Below are 15,147 nucleotides of genomic sequence, written 5' to 3' on the forward strand. Positions count from 1 at the left end.
GCGGCGCCGGGTCTGGATCGTGGTGCAGCCGGGGCCTCGCGAGGCGCCGTCGACCGAACCACATACAGCCTATGGGCAAAGCGGGGGCACTGTGACATCGCCCAGCGCTGGGCCCGGGGCCTTGTCGGAACCCGCCAGGATCGGGTGCGTCGAGCGCCTCAGAGGCCGCCGGACAGGCGCTCGACGGCCGCGTCGATCCGCTCGTCGGAGGCCGTCAGCGAGAGGCGGACGTGCTCGGGGAAGCCGTCGCCGTAGAAGACGCCGGGGCCCGCGAGGACGCCGAGGCGGGCGAGCCGGTCGATGGACTCCCAGGCCGGGCGGCCCTCGGTCGCCCACAGGTAGAGGCCGGCCTCGCTGCGGTCGATCCGGAAGCCCGCGGACTCGAGGGCGGGCCGGAGGCGGTCGCGGCGGGAGCGGTAGCGCTCCTTCTGCGCGGCGACGTGCTCGTCGTCGGCGAGGGCGACGATCATCGCCTCCTGCAGCGGACCGGGCACGATCATGCCCGCGTGCTTGCGGACGGTCACCAGGCGCGCGATCAGGGACGCGTCCCCGGCGACGAAGGCGGCGCGGTAGCCGGCGAGGTTCGACTGCTTGCTCAGCGAGTAGACGCCGAGGACCCCGGTGCGGTCCTCGCCCACGACGCGCGGGTCGAGGACGCTCGGGATCGGCTCGTCGGCCCAGCGGCCGTCCCAGCCGAGCTCGGCGTAGCACTCGTCCCCGGCGATCACGGCACCCAGCTCACGGGCCCGGGCGACGGCGCGCTGCAGGGCGGGCACGTCGAGCACGGCGCCGTCGGGGTTGCCGGGAGAGTTGAGCCAGACCAGGCGGGTCGTCCCGGGCCACTCGGCGGGGTCGTCGGAGGCGAGCGCCCCGGCCCCGGCGATCGCCGCGCCCATCGCGTACGTCGGGTAGGCGGCGCGCGGATGCACGACCACGTCCCCCTCCCCGAGCCCGAGGAGGAAGGGCAGCCAGGCGACGAGCTCTTTGGAGCCGATCGTCGGCAGGACCTCGTCGACCCCGAGGCCCTCGACCCCGCGGCGCCGCGCGTACCAGGCGGCGATCGCCTCGCGCAGAGCGGGGGTGCCCACGGTCGTGGGGTACGCGTGCGAGTCCGTCGCGCGGGCGAGCGCATCGCGGATGGGAGCGGGTGTCGGGTCCACCGGCGAGCCGATCGACAGGTCGACGATCCCGCCGGGGTGCTCCGCCGCGGTGCGGGCGAAGGGCGCCATCAGGTCCCAGGGGTAGTCGGGCAGCGCTCCGAGAGCCACGGGAGCGGCCTCAGTGGCTCTGCGGAGGCAGCGCCGCGACGACCGGGTGGTCCTTCGCGATCACCCCGACCTTGGCGGCTCCGCCCGGGGAGCCGATCTCGTCGAAGAACTCGACGTTGGCCTTGTAGTAGTCGGACCACTCCTCGGGGAGGTCGTCCTCGTAGTAGATCGCCTCCACGGGGCAGACCGGCTCGCAGGCACCGCAGTCGACGCACTCGTCCGGGTGGATGTAGAGCGAGCGCTCGCCTTCGTAGATGCAGTCGACCGGGCACTCGTCGATGCAGGCGCGGTCTTTGACATCGACGCACGGAAGTGCGATCACGTAGGTCACGGTGCTCCAGGTCCCTTCGAACAGTGTCTCTATCGTACGGGGGCCGACGGGGCGTCGGCGTCCGCGGGACGCGGGGCGGCGGCGGGAGCGGCCGCCCGCAGCCGCGGCCAGGCGATCACGACCAGGGCGATGAGGGCGGGCAGGAAGGTCCAGGCCACGCCGAGGCCGTTCGCCGGGACGAGGACGGAGCCGCCGGTGCTGCGCAGGGCGAGCAGCCCGATCGTCCCGAGCAGGCCCATCGCGGTGCAGAACGCGACGAACCGGTCGACGAGCACGAGGCGCAGCCCGAGCAGGAGCAGCAGCACCCCGGCGAGGGAGGCGGCCAGGCCGACGGGGAGGACGACTCCGCCGACCTGCACGGTGCTCTGGTGGGCGACCGTCGTGATCGCTCCGACCACCGCGCCGACCGCGACTCCGGCGACGCCCGAGAGCACGCGCGACCCGAGCGTCGGGTGCTCCTCCGGCAGCGGCGTCGGACGGCCCGCCTGCGCGACCGGGCGGAAGCGCTCGATGCGGCCGATGGGGAACGGCGGGCCGCTGGAGAGCCGCGCCTCGTCGCCGTGGACCACCAGCTGCGTCGCGTGCGCCTCGTGAGCGGCTCGCTTGCGGGCGTGGTCCTCCGCTGTCAGCTCGATCACGACGTCGCCGGGCAGGGGCGGCGCAGCTTCGGGCAGCACCGCGAGGAAGCGCAGTCCCAGCAGCTCGGCGGCGCGCTCGGCGACCCGGGCCGTGCGGACGTGGTCGGGGTGGCCGTAGCCGCCGCCCGCGTCGTAGGAGAGCACGACTCCCGCGTCGACCTGGCGGAGGACGGCGACGAGATCGGCCACCTCCTCGTCCTCGGACGCGGCGGTGAAGGAGGCGGGATCCACCGGCTCGAGCGGCACCGGGACGCGGCCGGGCCCCCACTGCATGCCGGAGTCCCGGTACACGCGCGGGGCGAGACCGGGGGCGCGGGCGCCCGCCTCGCCGAGGAAGCGGTGGTCGGCGACGCCGAGGGCCGTGAGCGCGACGACGAGCTCGGTCGTGCGGTGCGCGGCCAGCTCGGCCGAGCCCTCGAGCGGAGCGAGGTCCTCGGGGATGACCTCGCCGCACTCGCCCCGCGTGGCGGTGACGACGGTGACGGAGGCGCCCTTCGCCACCAGTCGCGCCAGGGTCCCGCCCATGGTGATCGTCTCGTCGTCGGGGTGGGCGTGCACCGCCACCACCCGCTCCGCTGCTGCGTCCCGGCCCGCGTCCACTCTCCGCCTCTCGTCCTGCGCGGCCTCCGCTGCGGGCGCTTCTGGACAGCGACCGGGCAGCGGACTACAGTCGACCCGGGTTAGGCAAGGCTTACCGAACAACGGGGCCTCGCCGACCGGATCGACTCGGGGCGGGAGTCGCCCCCTCCTCGTCCACCATCGACCAAGAGAACACGCGTGCTCGCAAACTACCTCATCGGCCTCCGCGAAGGCCTCGAAGCCGGCCTCGTCGTCGGCATCCTCGTGGCCTACCTGACCAAGCTCGGCCGGCGCGACGTGCTGCCGCGGCTGTGGACCGGCATCGCCGCCGCGATCGCGATCTCGCTCGTGACCGGTGCGATCCTCACCTGGGGCCCCTCGACCCTGTCGTTCCAGGCCCAGGAACTCATCGGCGGCGGCCTCTCGATCCTCGCGGTCGGCCTGGTCACGTGGATGATCTTCTGGATGGGCGCGAACGCCCGCAGCCTCAAGGGCGACCTCGAGTCCCGGCTCGACGGCGCCGTCGCAGGGTCGGCTCTCGGGATCGTGGTCCTCGGCTTCATCAGCGTCGGCCGCGAGGGCATCGAGACGGCGCTCTTCGTCTGGGCGAGCGTGTCCTCGAGCAGTGCGGGGTCGGGATCCAGCGCCTGGGTCGGCACGATCGGCGCACTGCTGGGCATCCTCAGCTCGGTGGTCATCGCGTACCTGATCTTCCGGGGCTTCGTCCGGATCGACCTCGGGCGCTTCTTCACCTGGACGGGCGGCTTCCTCATCCTGGTCGCGGCCGGCGTCCTCTCCTACGGCGTCGGCGACCTGCAGGAGGCGTCGCTCCTGCCCGGCTGGGGGACCCCGCTGTTCTCGCTCGGCCCGATCCTCCCGCCGCCCGTGACCGCCGTGGTCGGCGGCCTCTTCAACTACACGCCCGAGCCGACCGCGCTGCAGTTCACCGCCTGGCTGCTCTACCTCGTCGTCGTCGGCGCCCTGTTCGTCCGCCAGGTCCGCCTGCGCGGCCCGCGACGGGGCAGCGCGGCCCCGATCGCCGCTCCCGCTCCCACCTCCGTCTGACCCGCTCCGGCCCCGCCGGCGCACTCGCCCCGATCCAGGAGAAGCATGTCCTCGCGCGCTCGTCCCACCCTCCCCCGCGTCACCCTCGGCCTCGCCGGCGCCGGCGCCCTGGCGCTGATCCTCACGGGCTGCGTGCCGAACACCCCCGCGTCCTCCTCCTCCGCCGCGCTCGACGTCGCGATCAGCGACGACGCCTGCGAGGTGTCGACGGCGACCGCCGAGGCGGGAGCGGTGACGTTCTCGCTGACCAACGGCGGCTCGGACGTCAACGAGTTCGAGATCCTGGCCGAGGACAAGCTGCGGATCGTGGGCGAGAAGGAGAACGTGACCCCGGGCCAGAACGTCTCCTACGTCGCTCAGCTCGAGCCGGGCACCTACTACACCGCCTGCAAGTTCCAGCAGGTGGGCGCCCCGGTCGGGCTGAGCGAGTTCACCGTCACCGGTGAGGCCACCGCGCAGTCGGCGGACGAGAAGGCGGCGACGGAGGCGGCGGTCACCAACTACGTGGCGTACGTGAAGTCGCAGGTGGGCGAGCTGCTCCCCGCGGTCGCCGAGTTCGCGCAGGCCTACGAGGCCGGCGACGACGAGTCGGCGCGCGGCCTGTTCGCGTCGACCCGCGTCTTCTACGAGCGGATCGAGCCGACCGCGGAGGCGTTCGGCGACCTCGACCCGCGCATCGACTACCGCGAGGTCGACGCGGTCGCCGAGGGCCTGGACTGGACCGGCTTCCACCGCATCGAGAAGGACCTGTGGGCCCCCGCGGACGGTGCGCTCAACTCCGACGGCACGAGCGCGCTCCTCGACTGGGCGCCCTCCACCCCCGAGCAGCGCACGCAGTTCGGCCAGGGCCTCGTCGACGACGTGCAGAGCCTGGCCGACCTCGTGAACGCCCCCGGCTTCACCGTGTCGGTGGGCGACATCTCCAACGGCGCCATCGGCCTGCTCGACGAGGTCGCGGCCGGGAAGATCACGGGCGAGGAGGACTGGTGGTCGAGCACCGACCTCACGGACTTCGCGGCCAACGTCCAGGGCGCGGAGGTGGCGTTCGGCAACGTCGAGCCGATCGCGACCGCCAGCGGCGACGAGGGCGCCGACCTCACCGGGCGGATCACGCAGCGCTTCTCGGAGCTCGACGCTCTGCTCGCCCAGTACGGCTCGATCGACTCCGGCTTCGCCGCGTACTCCACCCTCACCGCGGATCAGAAGAAGGAGCTCTCGGACGCGGTCAACGCCCTCTCGGAGCCGCTCTCGCAGCTGACGCACACGGTGCTCGGCGTCGAGGAGCCGGCCGCGTAGTGGACGCCGCGCAGCACGAGGGAGCCCTGCCCGCGGATCCGGAGCAGTCCGCCGACGAGCCCCGCCGCCTCTCGCGGCGCGGGCTGCTCGGCCTCGTCTCGGCGGGGACCGCCGGACTGGCCGCCGGAGTGGGCGGCACGGTGGCCGTCACCTCCTCCGCGAGCGCGACGGCCTCCTCCGCCACGCGCACCGTGCCGTTCTTCGGCGCGAACCAGGCGGGGATCACCACCGCCGCGCAGGACCGGCTGCACTTCGCCGCGTTCGACGTCGCCGCGGGTACCACGCGCGAGGACCTCGTCGAGCTCCTGAAGGACTGGACGCTCGCCGCCTCGCGGATGACCCAGGGCCTCGAGGTCGGCGAGACCGGCGCGGTGGACGGGCCGGACACGGCTCCCCCGGAGGACACCGGGGAGGCGCTCGGGCTCGACGCCGCGTCCCTCACCGTCACGGTCGGCTTCGGACCCACACTCTTCACGGACGAGTCCGGCGCTGACCGCTTCGGCCTCGCCGACCGCCGGCCTCCGGAGCTGCAGGCCCTGCCCCGCTTCCGCGGCGACGCGCTCGTCCCCTCGGCCGGCGGCGGCGACCTCTGCATCCAGGCCTGCGCGGACGACCCCCAGGTCGCCGTGCACGCCATCCGCAATCTGAGCCGGATCGCGTTCGGCCGGGCCTCGCTCCGCTGGTCGCAGCTCGGGTTCGGCCGCACCTCCTCGACGTCCACCGCCCAGGCGACTCCGCGCAACCTCTTCGGCTTCAAGGACGGCACGGCGAACGTGAAGTCCGAGGAGGCCGACGCGGTCCAGGAGCACGTCTGGGTCCCGTCCTCCGACGGCCCCGCGTGGATGGTCGGCGGCAGCTACCTGGTCGCGCGGAAGATCCGGATGATCATCGAGACCTGGGACCGCAGCCAGCTGGGCGAGCAGGAGCGGGTCATCGGCCGCAGCAAGGGGTCCGGCGCGCCGCTCTCGGGCGGCACGGAGTCCACCGAGCCCGACTTCGCGGCCGCCGGCGCCACCGGTGCCCCGCTGATCGATCAGGAGTCGCACGTGCGCCTCGCGCACCCGAGCGCGAACGACGGGGTGCGGCTCCTGCGGCGCGGCTACAACTTCGTCGACGGCAACGACGAGCTCGGACGCCTGAACGCGGGACTGTTCTTCCTCTCGTTCCAGCGCTCCCCCGAGCAGTTCGTCACCGTGCAGCGGAACCTCGCGACGGATGCACTGAACGAGTACGTGAAGCACGTCGGCTCGGCCGTGTTCGCCGTGCCGCCCGGCGCCCGCGACGAGAGCGACTTCCTCGGCTCCGGCCTCTTCGCCTGATCCCTGAGAGGACCCGCACTCCGTCCCAGGATCCGGCGGGCGCACTCCACGGAGCGCCGAAGCCTGCGCCCGTAGCGTCGCCGGCGATGTCCGGGAACAGTGCGAGAAGCGGCCTGACCAAGCGCGAGCGCCAGGAGCTCGCCCGAGCGCAGGCGCGGGAGCGCCGCGAAGCAGAGAGGCGCCGGCGGCGTCGGAACCGGCTGCTCGGGCAGGGCGGAGCGGTCGTCGGGCTCCTCGCGGTCGTGGCCCTGGTCTGCTGGAACGTCTGGTCGCAGCAGGAGGTCGCGAGCGCCGGCCCGGCGAACATGCTCAGCGACGGCATCGTCCTCGCGGGCGACGGCTCGGCCGTGACGGCGACGACGACCGCGGCGCTCGCTCCGGGGGCCTCCCCCGTCCCGACCGACGAGAGCGCCACGCGGGCGGGCGGAGTCGTCGCCGTCGACCTCTACGTCGACTACCTCTGCCCGTACTGCGGGCAGTTCGAGAAGGCGAACGCCGAACAGCTGCAGTCGTGGCTGACGAAGGGGGCGATCACGCTCGAGATCCACCCGGTGGCGATCCTCGACTCCTCCTCGGCCGGCTCCGAGTACTCCAGCCGGGCCGCGAACGCCGCGGCGTGCGTCGCCGACGAGGATCCGGACCGCTTCCTCGCCGTGAACGCGGCGCTCTTCGCGCAGCAGCCGGCGGAGGGGACGACGGGCCTCGACGACGACGCTCTGCGGGCGCTGGTGACCGGAGCGGGGGTCGCCGACGACGACGTCCTCGCCTGCATGACGGCGGGCGAGTTCCGGCCCTGGGTCACGGCCGCGACGGAGCGGGCCACCTCGCTCCCCCTCGCGAACTCCTCCCTTCCGATGCTCCAGTCGACGCCGACCGTGCTGGTGAACGGCGAGCAGTACACGGGGAAGCCGGACGACGCGGCGGCGTTCGTCTCCTTCGTCACCTCGACGCTCGAGGCGGAGTCCGCGACTCCCTCTCCCTCTCCGAGCCCGGCGGGCTGATCCGACCCGCAGGGAGGAGATCCTGCGGCATGCCTGCGGCACGCGCTGCAGGACCGCGCGGAGACGACGAGACCGGCCGGAGCATCGCTCCGGCCGGTCTCGTCGTGGGCGGGCGCCGAGGCGCCCGGGGCTCAGCCCTGCTTCTTGAGGCGGCTCGTCATGCGCGCGCGGGCGTTCGCGTCGAGCTCCACCTTGCGGATGCGGACGACCTCGGGGGTGACCTCGACGCACTCGTCCTCGCGGGCGAACTCGAGGCACTCCTCGAGCGTCAGCTGACGCGACGGCGTCATCGACTCGAAGGTGTCGGAGGTGGACTGACGCATGTTGGTCAGCTTCTTCTCCTTGGTGATGTTGACGTCCATGTCGTCGTTGCGCGAGTTCTCGCCGATCACCATGCCCTCGTAGACCTCCTCGGTGGGGTTCACGAAGAAGGTCATCCGCTCCTGGAGCGCGATGATGGCGAACGGGGTCACGACGCCGTTGCGGTCCGCGACGATCGACCCGTTGTTGCGGGTGACGATCGCGCCCGCCCACGGCTCGTAGCCGTGCAGGATCGCGTTCGCGATGCCGGTGCCGCGCGTGGTGGTGAGGAACTCGGTGCGGAAGCCGATCAGGCCGCGCGACGGGACGATGAACTCCATGCGGACCCAGCCGGTGCCGTGGTTCGACATGCCGTCCATGCGGCCCTTGCGGGCGGCGAGGAGCTGCGTGATCGCGCCGAGGTACTCCTCCGGCGCGTCGATCGTGAGGTGCTCGAAGGGCTCGTGCGTCTTACCGTCGACCTGACGGGTGACCACCTGGGGCTTGCCGACGGTCAGCTCGTAGCCCTCGCGGCGCATCTGCTCGACGAGGATGGCCAGCGCGAGCTCGCCGCGGCCCTGGACCTCCCACGAGTCGGGGCGTCCGATGTCGACGATCTTGAGCGACACGTTTCCGATGAGCTCGCGGTCGAGGCGGTCCTTGACCATGCGCGCCGTGAGCTTGTGGCCCTTGACCTTGCCGACGAGCGGCGAGGTGTTGGTGCCGATGGTCATCGAGATCGCCGGGTCGTCGACCGTGATGGCCGGCAGCGGGCGGATGTCCTCGGGGTCGGCGATGGTCTCGCCGATGGTGATCTCGGGGAAGCCCGCGATCGCGACGATGTCGCCGGGGCCCGCGGACTCGGCCGGGTAGCGGTCGAGCGCCTTGGTGATCAGCAGCTCGGTGATGCGAGCGTTGGTGTGGGTGCCGTCGTGGTGGACCCAGGCGACCGTCTGCCCCTTCTTGATCGTGCCGTTGAAGACGCGGAGGAGGGCGAGGCGGCCGAGGAACGGCGACGCGTCGAGGTTGGTGACGTGGGCCTGGAGGGGCGCGTCGTCGTCGTAGGTCGGCGCCGGGATGTGCTTGAGGATCGCCTCGAACAGCGGCTCCAGGTCCTCGGCGTCCGGCAGCGTGCCGTCCTCGGGCTTGTTCGCCGAGGCGCGGCCGGCCTTGCCGGAGGCGTAGACCACGGGGACGTCGAGGATCGCGTCGAGGTCGAGGTCCGGCACGTCGTCGGCCATGTCGGAGGCGAGGCCGAGGAGCAGGTCCTGGCTCTCGGCGACGACCTCGTCGATGCGCGCGTCGGGGCGGTCGGTCTTGTTGACCAGCAGGATGACGGGGAGCTTCGCCTCGAGCGCCTTGCGCAGCACGAAGCGGGTCTGGGGCAGCGGGCCCTCGGACGCGTCGACGAGGAGGCAGACGCCGTCGACCATCGACAGGCCGCGCTCGACCTCGCCTCCGAAGTCGGCGTGGCCCGGGGTGTCGATGACGTTGATGGTGATGGGACCGTCGCTCGCGTGCTTGCCGCTGTACGAGACAGCGGTGTTCTTCGCGAGGATCGTGATGCCCTTCTCGCGCTCGAGCTCGTTGGAGTCCATCGCGCGCTCGTCCACGTGGGCGTGCGCGTCGAAGGAGTTCGTCTGCTTGAGCATGGCGTCGACCAGCGTGGTCTTGCCATGGTCGACGTGGGCGACGATCGCGACGTTGCGCAGGTCGGAGCGGGTGGCACTTGCCATGGATACGGACTCGTCTCGTGTTCTCGTGCAAAAGGGGGACCATCCATCGTACCGCAGCGAGGCGTCCGCACGGCGAAGGGCCCCGGATCCCCGCTCCGGAGGGCTCCGAGGAGCGCTCCAGGCGGGGCCGGGGCCCTGGTGACCGTCGGTCAGACCGCGAACTCGATGCCGGCGCCGGGGATGGCGTCGAGCAGCTCGCGGGTGTACTCCTGCTGCGGCGAGTCGAACACGGTGTCCGTCGGCGCGTGCTCGACGATCCGGCCCTTCTGCATCACGCAGACGTCGTCGGCGATCACGCGGACCACCGCCAGGTCGTGCGTGATGAACAGGTAGGTGAGCCCGAGCTCGGCCTGCAGATCGGCGAGGAGGCGGAGGATCTGCGCCTGGACGAGGACGTCCAGAGCCGACACCGCCTCGTCGAGCACCACGATCTCCGGCTTCAGCGCGAGCGCGCGGGCGATCGCCACGCGCTGGCGCTGGCCGCCGGAGAGCTCGTTCGGGTACCGGCTCGCGATCACGCGCGGGAGGGACACCTGGTCGAGCAGCTCGAGGACGCGCTCGCGCTGCGACGTCCGGTCGCCGACCTTGTGCACCCGCAGCGGCTCCGAGATGGTGTTGCCGATGTTGTGCAGCGGGTCGAGCGAGCCGTACGGGTCCTGGAACACCGGCTGCATGGAGCGCCGGAGCGCCAGCATGTCGCGGCCCTTGAGCTTCTCGGTCCGGCGGCCGGCGATCGAGATCGCACCGGAGGTCGCCGTCTCGAGGCCCAGCACCAGGCGGGCGATGGTCGACTTGCCCGAGCCGGACTCGCCCACGAGCGCCGTGGTGGTGCCCTTCGGGATCGAGAACGACACGTTGTCGACGGCCGTGAAGTCCTCGGCCTTCAGGCCGCCGCGGCGGATCTTGAAGACCTTGGTGAGGCCGTCGACCTCGATCATCGGCGCGCCGGAGGCGACGGCGCCGGCGTGGTGCGCGGCACCCGCGCCGACCAGGTCGACCTCGCGGACGGCCTCCGACTCGCCGGGGACCGACTCCACGGCCCGCCCGGCCGTCGACTGGATGCGGCGCGACGCGAGGCTGGGCGCCGCCGCGATCAGGCGCTGCGTGTAGGGGTGCTGCGGGTTCTGCAGCACCTCCACCGACGCGCCGGACTCGACGATGCGGCCCTTGTACATGACGATGAGCTTCTCGGCGCGCTCGGCGGCGAGGCCCAGGTCGTGCGTGATGAAGAGCAGCGCGGTGCCGTCGGTCTTCGTCAGCGTCTCGAGGTGGTCGAGGATCCGGCGCTGGACCGTGACGTCGAGCGCCGAGGTGGGCTCGTCGGCGATCAGCAGCTGGGGAGCCGCGGCCAGGCCGATGCCGATCAGCACGCGCTGGCGCATGCCGCCGGAGAACTGGTGCGGGAACTGCTTGAGGCGCTTCTCCGCGTCGGCGAGGCCCGCGTTCTGCAGGACCTCGATCGCCTTGGCGCGCACCTCCTTGCGACCGGTCGCCAGGCCGTTGGCCTTGATGGTCTCCTCGACCTGGAAGCCGACCGACCACACGGGGTTGAGGTTCGACATCGGGTCCTGCGGGACGTAGCCGATGCGGCGGCCCCGGATGTCCTCGAGCTCGGTCCTCGTGGCCTTCGCGAGGTCCTTGCCGTCGAAGAGCACGGAGCCGGCGGTGACCTGGCCGGTGCCGGGGAGCAGGCCGATGATCGCGGCGGCGGTCGTCGACTTGCCGGAGCCCGACTCCCCCACGATCGCGACGGTCTGGCCGTGCTCGATCGTGAGGCTCACGCCGCGGAGGGCGGGGACCAGTCCGCTGCCGGTCTGGAAGCCGACCTCGAGGTCGGTGACCTCGAGCAGCGGCCCCCGCGGTGCGTTCGGTGTCGTGGCGGTCATCGGAGGGCCCTCGCCTTCGGGTCGAGCGCGTCGCGGAGCGACTCGCCGAGGAGGATGAAGCTCAGCACCGTGACCGTCAGGGCGATCGACGGGTAGATCAGCGTCTGCGGGTTGGTGCGCAGGTCGCGCTGGGCCTGGCTGATGTCGTTGCCCCACGACATGACCGAGCCGGGCAGGCCGACGCCGAGGAACGACAGCGTCGCCTCCGCGGTGATGGCCGCGCCGAGCGAGATCGTCGTGACGACGATGACGGGGGCGATCGAGTTCGGCAGCACGTGCCGGAACAGGATCGCCATGCGCGAGAGGCCCGTCGCGGTGGCGGCGCCGACGAAGTCGGACTGCTTCACGCGGAGGACCTCGGAGCGCAGGACGCGCGCCGTCGTCGGCCACGCGAACGCGCCGATCGCCAGGGCGATGACGAACACGTTCCGGTGGGCCGAGAAGACGGACATGATGACGACCGCGGCGAGGATGTAGGGGATCGAGAAGAAGATGTCGCCGAGGCGCATGATCACGGTGTCGACCCAGCCGCCGAAGAAGCCGGCCAGCGCGCCGCCGATGACGCCGGACACCGTCGTGATCACGATCACGATGAGGCCGACGGTCAGCGACGTGGACGTGCCGTGGATGATCCGCGAGAACACGTCGCAGCCCTGCTTGGTGTAGCCGAGCACGCTGCCGTCGCCGGGGCCCTGGTTGCTGAACGAGAGCGCGCACTGGCGGGGGTCCACCGAGGTGAACAGGCCCGGGAACAGTGCGACGGCGATGATGACGAGGATCAGGACGCCCGAGATCCAGAACATGGGGCGCTTGCGCAGGTCGCGCCACGCGTCGGTCCAGAGGTTGCTGGGCTTCTCGTCGAGGCTGACGGCGTCGACCGACGCGATCGGCGTCTCCTCGAGCGGGGCCACGAAGTGGTCGATGCGGCGGGACTTCTGCACGCCGCCGGTGGACTCATTTGGCATAGCGGATCCTCGGGTCGAGTACGGCGTAGAGCAGGTCGACGAGGATGTTCACCACGAGGTAGAACAGCACCATGACCGTGACGAAGGAGACGACGGTCGGCCGCTCCCCTCGGATGATCGCCTGATAGAGCGTGTTCCCGACTCCGGGAACGTTGAAGATGCCCTCGGTCACGGTCGCGCCGACGATCAGGAGGCCGAAGTCGGCTCCGAACTGCGTCGTGACCGGGATGAGCGAGTTGCGCAGGACGTGCACGGGGATGACGCGGCGTCGCGAGAGCCCCTTGCTGTACGCGGTGCGCACGAAGTCCGAGCCGGCCGTCTCGATGACCGAGCCGCGCGTGAGGCGGATGGCGGAGGCGACGACGAACAGGGCGAGCACGATCGCGGGCAGCAGCAGCCTCTGGAACGACGCGTCGGCTCCGACGGTCGGGGGGAACCACCCCAGCTGGATCGCGAAGAAGGACTGCGCGATGAAGCAGAGCACGAAGATCGGCACCGAGACGAGCAGGAGGCTGACGACCAGCGCGCTCGCGTCGAAGAAGCTGCCCTTGCGCAGGCCGCTGATGAGGCCGATGGTCAGCGCGACGACGATCTCGATGACGATCGCCATCATGGCCAGCGTCAGAGTGACCGGGAAGGTGCGGGCGAGGATCTCGTTGACGGACTGGCCGGAGAACGAGATGCCGAAGTCGCCGCGGACGACGCCTCCCAGGTAGTACAGGTACTGGACGAAGAAGGGCTCGTTCAGGTGGTACTGCTCCTCGAGGCGGGCGAGGAGCGCGGGGCTCGGCGTCTTGTCGCCGAAGAGCGACAGGAGCGGGTTCCCCGGCATGGAGAAGACCATGAAGTAGATGAGGAACGTGGTGCCGATGAGCACGGGGACGGCTTGCAGGATGCGTCGGACGATGTAGGCGAGCATGTCAGCCCAGCCGGTTCCGGAGTCGCATGGATGGGGACCTCATTCGATTGTGACCGAAACAGGGCGCTCCGCCCGTGCCGTGACCGGGTGGCCGACGGCACGGGCGAAGCGCCCCAGTGGTTCGAGCTTAGTTCTTGGTGATCTCGTAGTAGAGCGGCACCGAGTTCCAGCCGAACTCGACGTTCGACACGCCCTCGCCGTAGCCGCCGGTCACGTTCGCGTACCACAGGGGCAGCGAAGGGAGGTCCTGCAGGAGGATCTCCTGGGCCTGCTGGAACGTCTTGTTCGCAGCGTCGGCGTCGGCGTCCGACAGGCCCTGCTGGAGCAGGGTGTCGAACTCGGGGTTGGAGTAGTCGCCGTCGTTGGACGAGGCGCCGGTCACGTAGAGCGGTCCGAGGAAGTTGTAGAGGCTCGGGTAGTCGGCCTGCCATCCGGTGCGGAACGCGGTCTCGATCGAGCGGTCGACGATCTTGGTGCGCGCCTCGGCGAAGGTCGGGTACGCGTCGCCCTCGGCGTCGATGCCCAGCGTGTTCTTGATCGAGTTGGTCACCGCGTCGACCCAGCCCTGGTGGCCGCCGTCAGCGTTGTAGGCGATCTTGAAGGTGCCGTCCCAGGGGCTGATCGCGTCGGCCTGAGCCCACAGCGCCTTGGCCTCGTCGGGGTTGTACTCGAGCACGTCCGCGCCGGAGAGGGCGTCGCTGTAGCCGTCGATCACCGGGGAGGTGAAGTCGGAGGCCGGGGTGCGGGTGCCCTCGAAGATCACGTCGGTGATCTCCTTGCGGTCGAAGGACATCGAGATCGCCTGGCGGCGGAGCTTGCCCTCCTCGCCGTCGAAGTGCGGGAGACGGCCCGGGATGGTGAAGGACTGGAACACGGCCGAGGGCTGATTCACGGCGCGGTCGCCGAGGTCGCTCTCGAAGGTGCCGAAGGCGGAGTCCGGGATCTGGTCGATCACGTCGACGTTGCCGCCGAGGAGGTCGGCGTAGGAGGCGTCCTGCGTGGCGTAGAAGACGATCTTCAGGCCGCCGTTCTGGGCCTCGCGGGGGCCGGTGTACTCGTCGTTCTTGACGAGCTCGATCTGGACGTCGTGCTGCCACGCGTCGTCGCCGTCGAGCTTGTACGGGCCGTTGCCGATCGGGTTCTCACCGAAGGCGGCCATGTCGTCGAACGCGGCGGCCGGCAGCGGGTAGTACGCCGAGTAGCCGAGGCTGATCGGGAAGTCCGACTGCGGGGACTTGAGCGCCACGGTGAAGGTGGTGTCGTCCACGGCCTTGAGGCCGGTGAGCTCGCTGTCCTCGGTGTCGCTGAAGCCCTCGAAGTTCGAGAAGAACGACGCGCTGAGCTGGTTGTTCGACAGCTTGGCGCCGTAGTTCCACGCATCGATGAACGAGCTGGAGGTGACCGGGTCGCCGTTGGTGAAGGTCAGGCCCGACTTGATCGTGATGGTGTAGTTCTGCGCGTCGTCCGACTCGATGGACTCGGCGACGTCGTTCTCGGGGGCGCCCTTGGCGTCGTAGTAGACCAGGCCCGCGAAGATCTCGTCGAGGATCTTGCCGCCGCCCACCTCGTTGGTGTTCGTCGGGATCAGCGGGTTCTGCGGCTCGGAGCCGTTCGTGGAGATGATCGCGGCGGCGTCGCCTCCCGATGCACCTCCGCCCGAGTCGTTCGAGCTGCTGCAGCCGGCCAGGACCAGCGTGCTCGCGGCGACGAGCGCCAGAGCCCCGAATCCGTAACGTCTGATGTTCACTATTCCTCCAGTGGTGTGGGGGCGCGCGAGAAGTGGTTTCCCTGACGCGTGGAGTGCCGTGCGCGTGGCGACGGCGGCGGCGCACGAGACTGGTGGC

The 15,147-nt window shown here is 71.1% G+C and carries 12 protein-coding genes; 4 read left to right on the forward strand and 8 right to left on the reverse strand.

What is annotated here, in order from left to right; all coding sequences use genetic code 11:
- Positions 1-158: 158 nt before the first annotated feature.
- From dapC to C5C24_RS00840, 3 genes are read right to left on the reverse strand one after another with little or no spacing between them, the layout of a single operon-like run.
- On the reverse strand, positions 159-1,268 hold the full coding sequence (gene dapC / locus C5C24_RS00830) for a succinyldiaminopimelate transaminase (protein ID WP_104304057.1): 1,110 nt from the start codon (positions 1,266-1,268) through the stop codon (positions 159-161).
- 10 nt (positions 1,269-1,278) lie between these two features.
- The gene (gene fdxA / locus C5C24_RS00835; protein ID WP_104277231.1) at positions 1,279-1,599 is read right to left on the reverse strand and encodes a ferredoxin; all 321 of its coding nucleotides are present in this window, start codon (positions 1,597-1,599) and stop codon (positions 1,279-1,281) included.
- A 29-nt stretch (positions 1,600-1,628) separates the two neighbouring features.
- The gene (locus C5C24_RS00840; RefSeq protein ID WP_146082487.1) at positions 1,629-2,837 is read right to left on the reverse strand and encodes a PIG-L family deacetylase; all 1,209 of its coding nucleotides are present in this window, start codon (positions 2,835-2,837) and stop codon (positions 1,629-1,631) included.
- Between the two features lie 177 nt (positions 2,838-3,014).
- Between C5C24_RS00840 and efeU the strand changes: the two genes are divergently transcribed.
- The 4 genes from efeU to C5C24_RS00860 all read left to right on the forward strand — a co-directional run bounded on the left by efeU (position 3,015) and on the right by C5C24_RS00860 (position 7,497).
- A complete protein-coding gene (gene efeU / locus C5C24_RS00845; RefSeq protein WP_104280877.1) occupies positions 3,015-3,881 on the forward strand; it encodes an iron uptake transporter permease EfeU in 867 nt (288 codons plus the stop codon).
- Positions 3,882-3,926: 45 nt separating this feature from the next.
- The gene (gene efeO / locus C5C24_RS00850; protein WP_104280878.1) at positions 3,927-5,177 is read left to right on the forward strand and encodes an iron uptake system protein EfeO; all 1,251 of its coding nucleotides are present in this window, start codon (positions 3,927-3,929) and stop codon (positions 5,175-5,177) included.
- Positions 5,177-6,496 carry an iron uptake transporter deferrochelatase/peroxidase subunit gene (gene efeB / locus C5C24_RS00855; RefSeq protein ID WP_374954065.1) on the forward strand — a complete coding sequence of 440 codons (1,320 nt, stop codon included), beginning with the start codon at positions 5,177-5,179 and terminating at the stop codon, positions 6,494-6,496. Before efeO ends, efeB begins: the two co-directional genes overlap by 1 nt.
- Positions 6,497-6,582: 86 nt before the next feature.
- On the forward strand, positions 6,583-7,497 hold the full coding sequence (locus C5C24_RS00860; RefSeq protein ID WP_104304059.1) for a thioredoxin domain-containing protein: 915 nt from the start codon (positions 6,583-6,585) through the stop codon (positions 7,495-7,497).
- 131 nt (positions 7,498-7,628) lie between these two features.
- Here C5C24_RS00860 and typA read toward each other — a convergent pair whose 3' ends face one another.
- From typA to C5C24_RS00885, 5 genes are all read right to left on the reverse strand, one after another.
- On the reverse strand, positions 7,629-9,533 hold the full coding sequence (typA, locus tag C5C24_RS00865) for a translational GTPase TypA (RefSeq protein WP_104222978.1): 1,905 nt from the start codon (positions 9,531-9,533) through the stop codon (positions 7,629-7,631).
- A 149-nt stretch (positions 9,534-9,682) separates the two neighbouring features.
- Complete coding sequence (locus tag C5C24_RS00870; RefSeq protein ID WP_104277226.1) at positions 9,683-11,419, reverse strand: ABC transporter ATP-binding protein; 1,737 nt, start codon at positions 11,417-11,419, stop codon at positions 9,683-9,685.
- A complete protein-coding gene (locus C5C24_RS00875; RefSeq protein WP_104277225.1) occupies positions 11,416-12,384 on the reverse strand; it encodes an ABC transporter permease in 969 nt (322 codons plus the stop codon). The genes C5C24_RS00870 and C5C24_RS00875 overlap by 4 nt, the downstream gene beginning before the upstream one ends.
- Positions 12,374-13,303, reverse strand: a complete 930-nt coding sequence (locus C5C24_RS00880; RefSeq protein WP_104222975.1) for an ABC transporter permease — start codon at positions 13,301-13,303, stop codon at positions 12,374-12,376. The genes C5C24_RS00875 and C5C24_RS00880 overlap by 11 nt, the downstream gene beginning before the upstream one ends.
- Positions 13,304-13,430: 127 nt before the next feature.
- Complete coding sequence (locus C5C24_RS00885) at positions 13,431-15,050, reverse strand: ABC transporter substrate-binding protein (protein WP_104277224.1); 1,620 nt, start codon at positions 15,048-15,050, stop codon at positions 13,431-13,433.
- Positions 15,051-15,147 lie beyond the last annotated feature (97 nt).

The organism is Rathayibacter sp. AY2B3, from assembly GCF_002931755.1.
Classification (GTDB): domain Bacteria; phylum Actinomycetota; class Actinomycetes; order Actinomycetales; family Microbacteriaceae; genus Rathayibacter.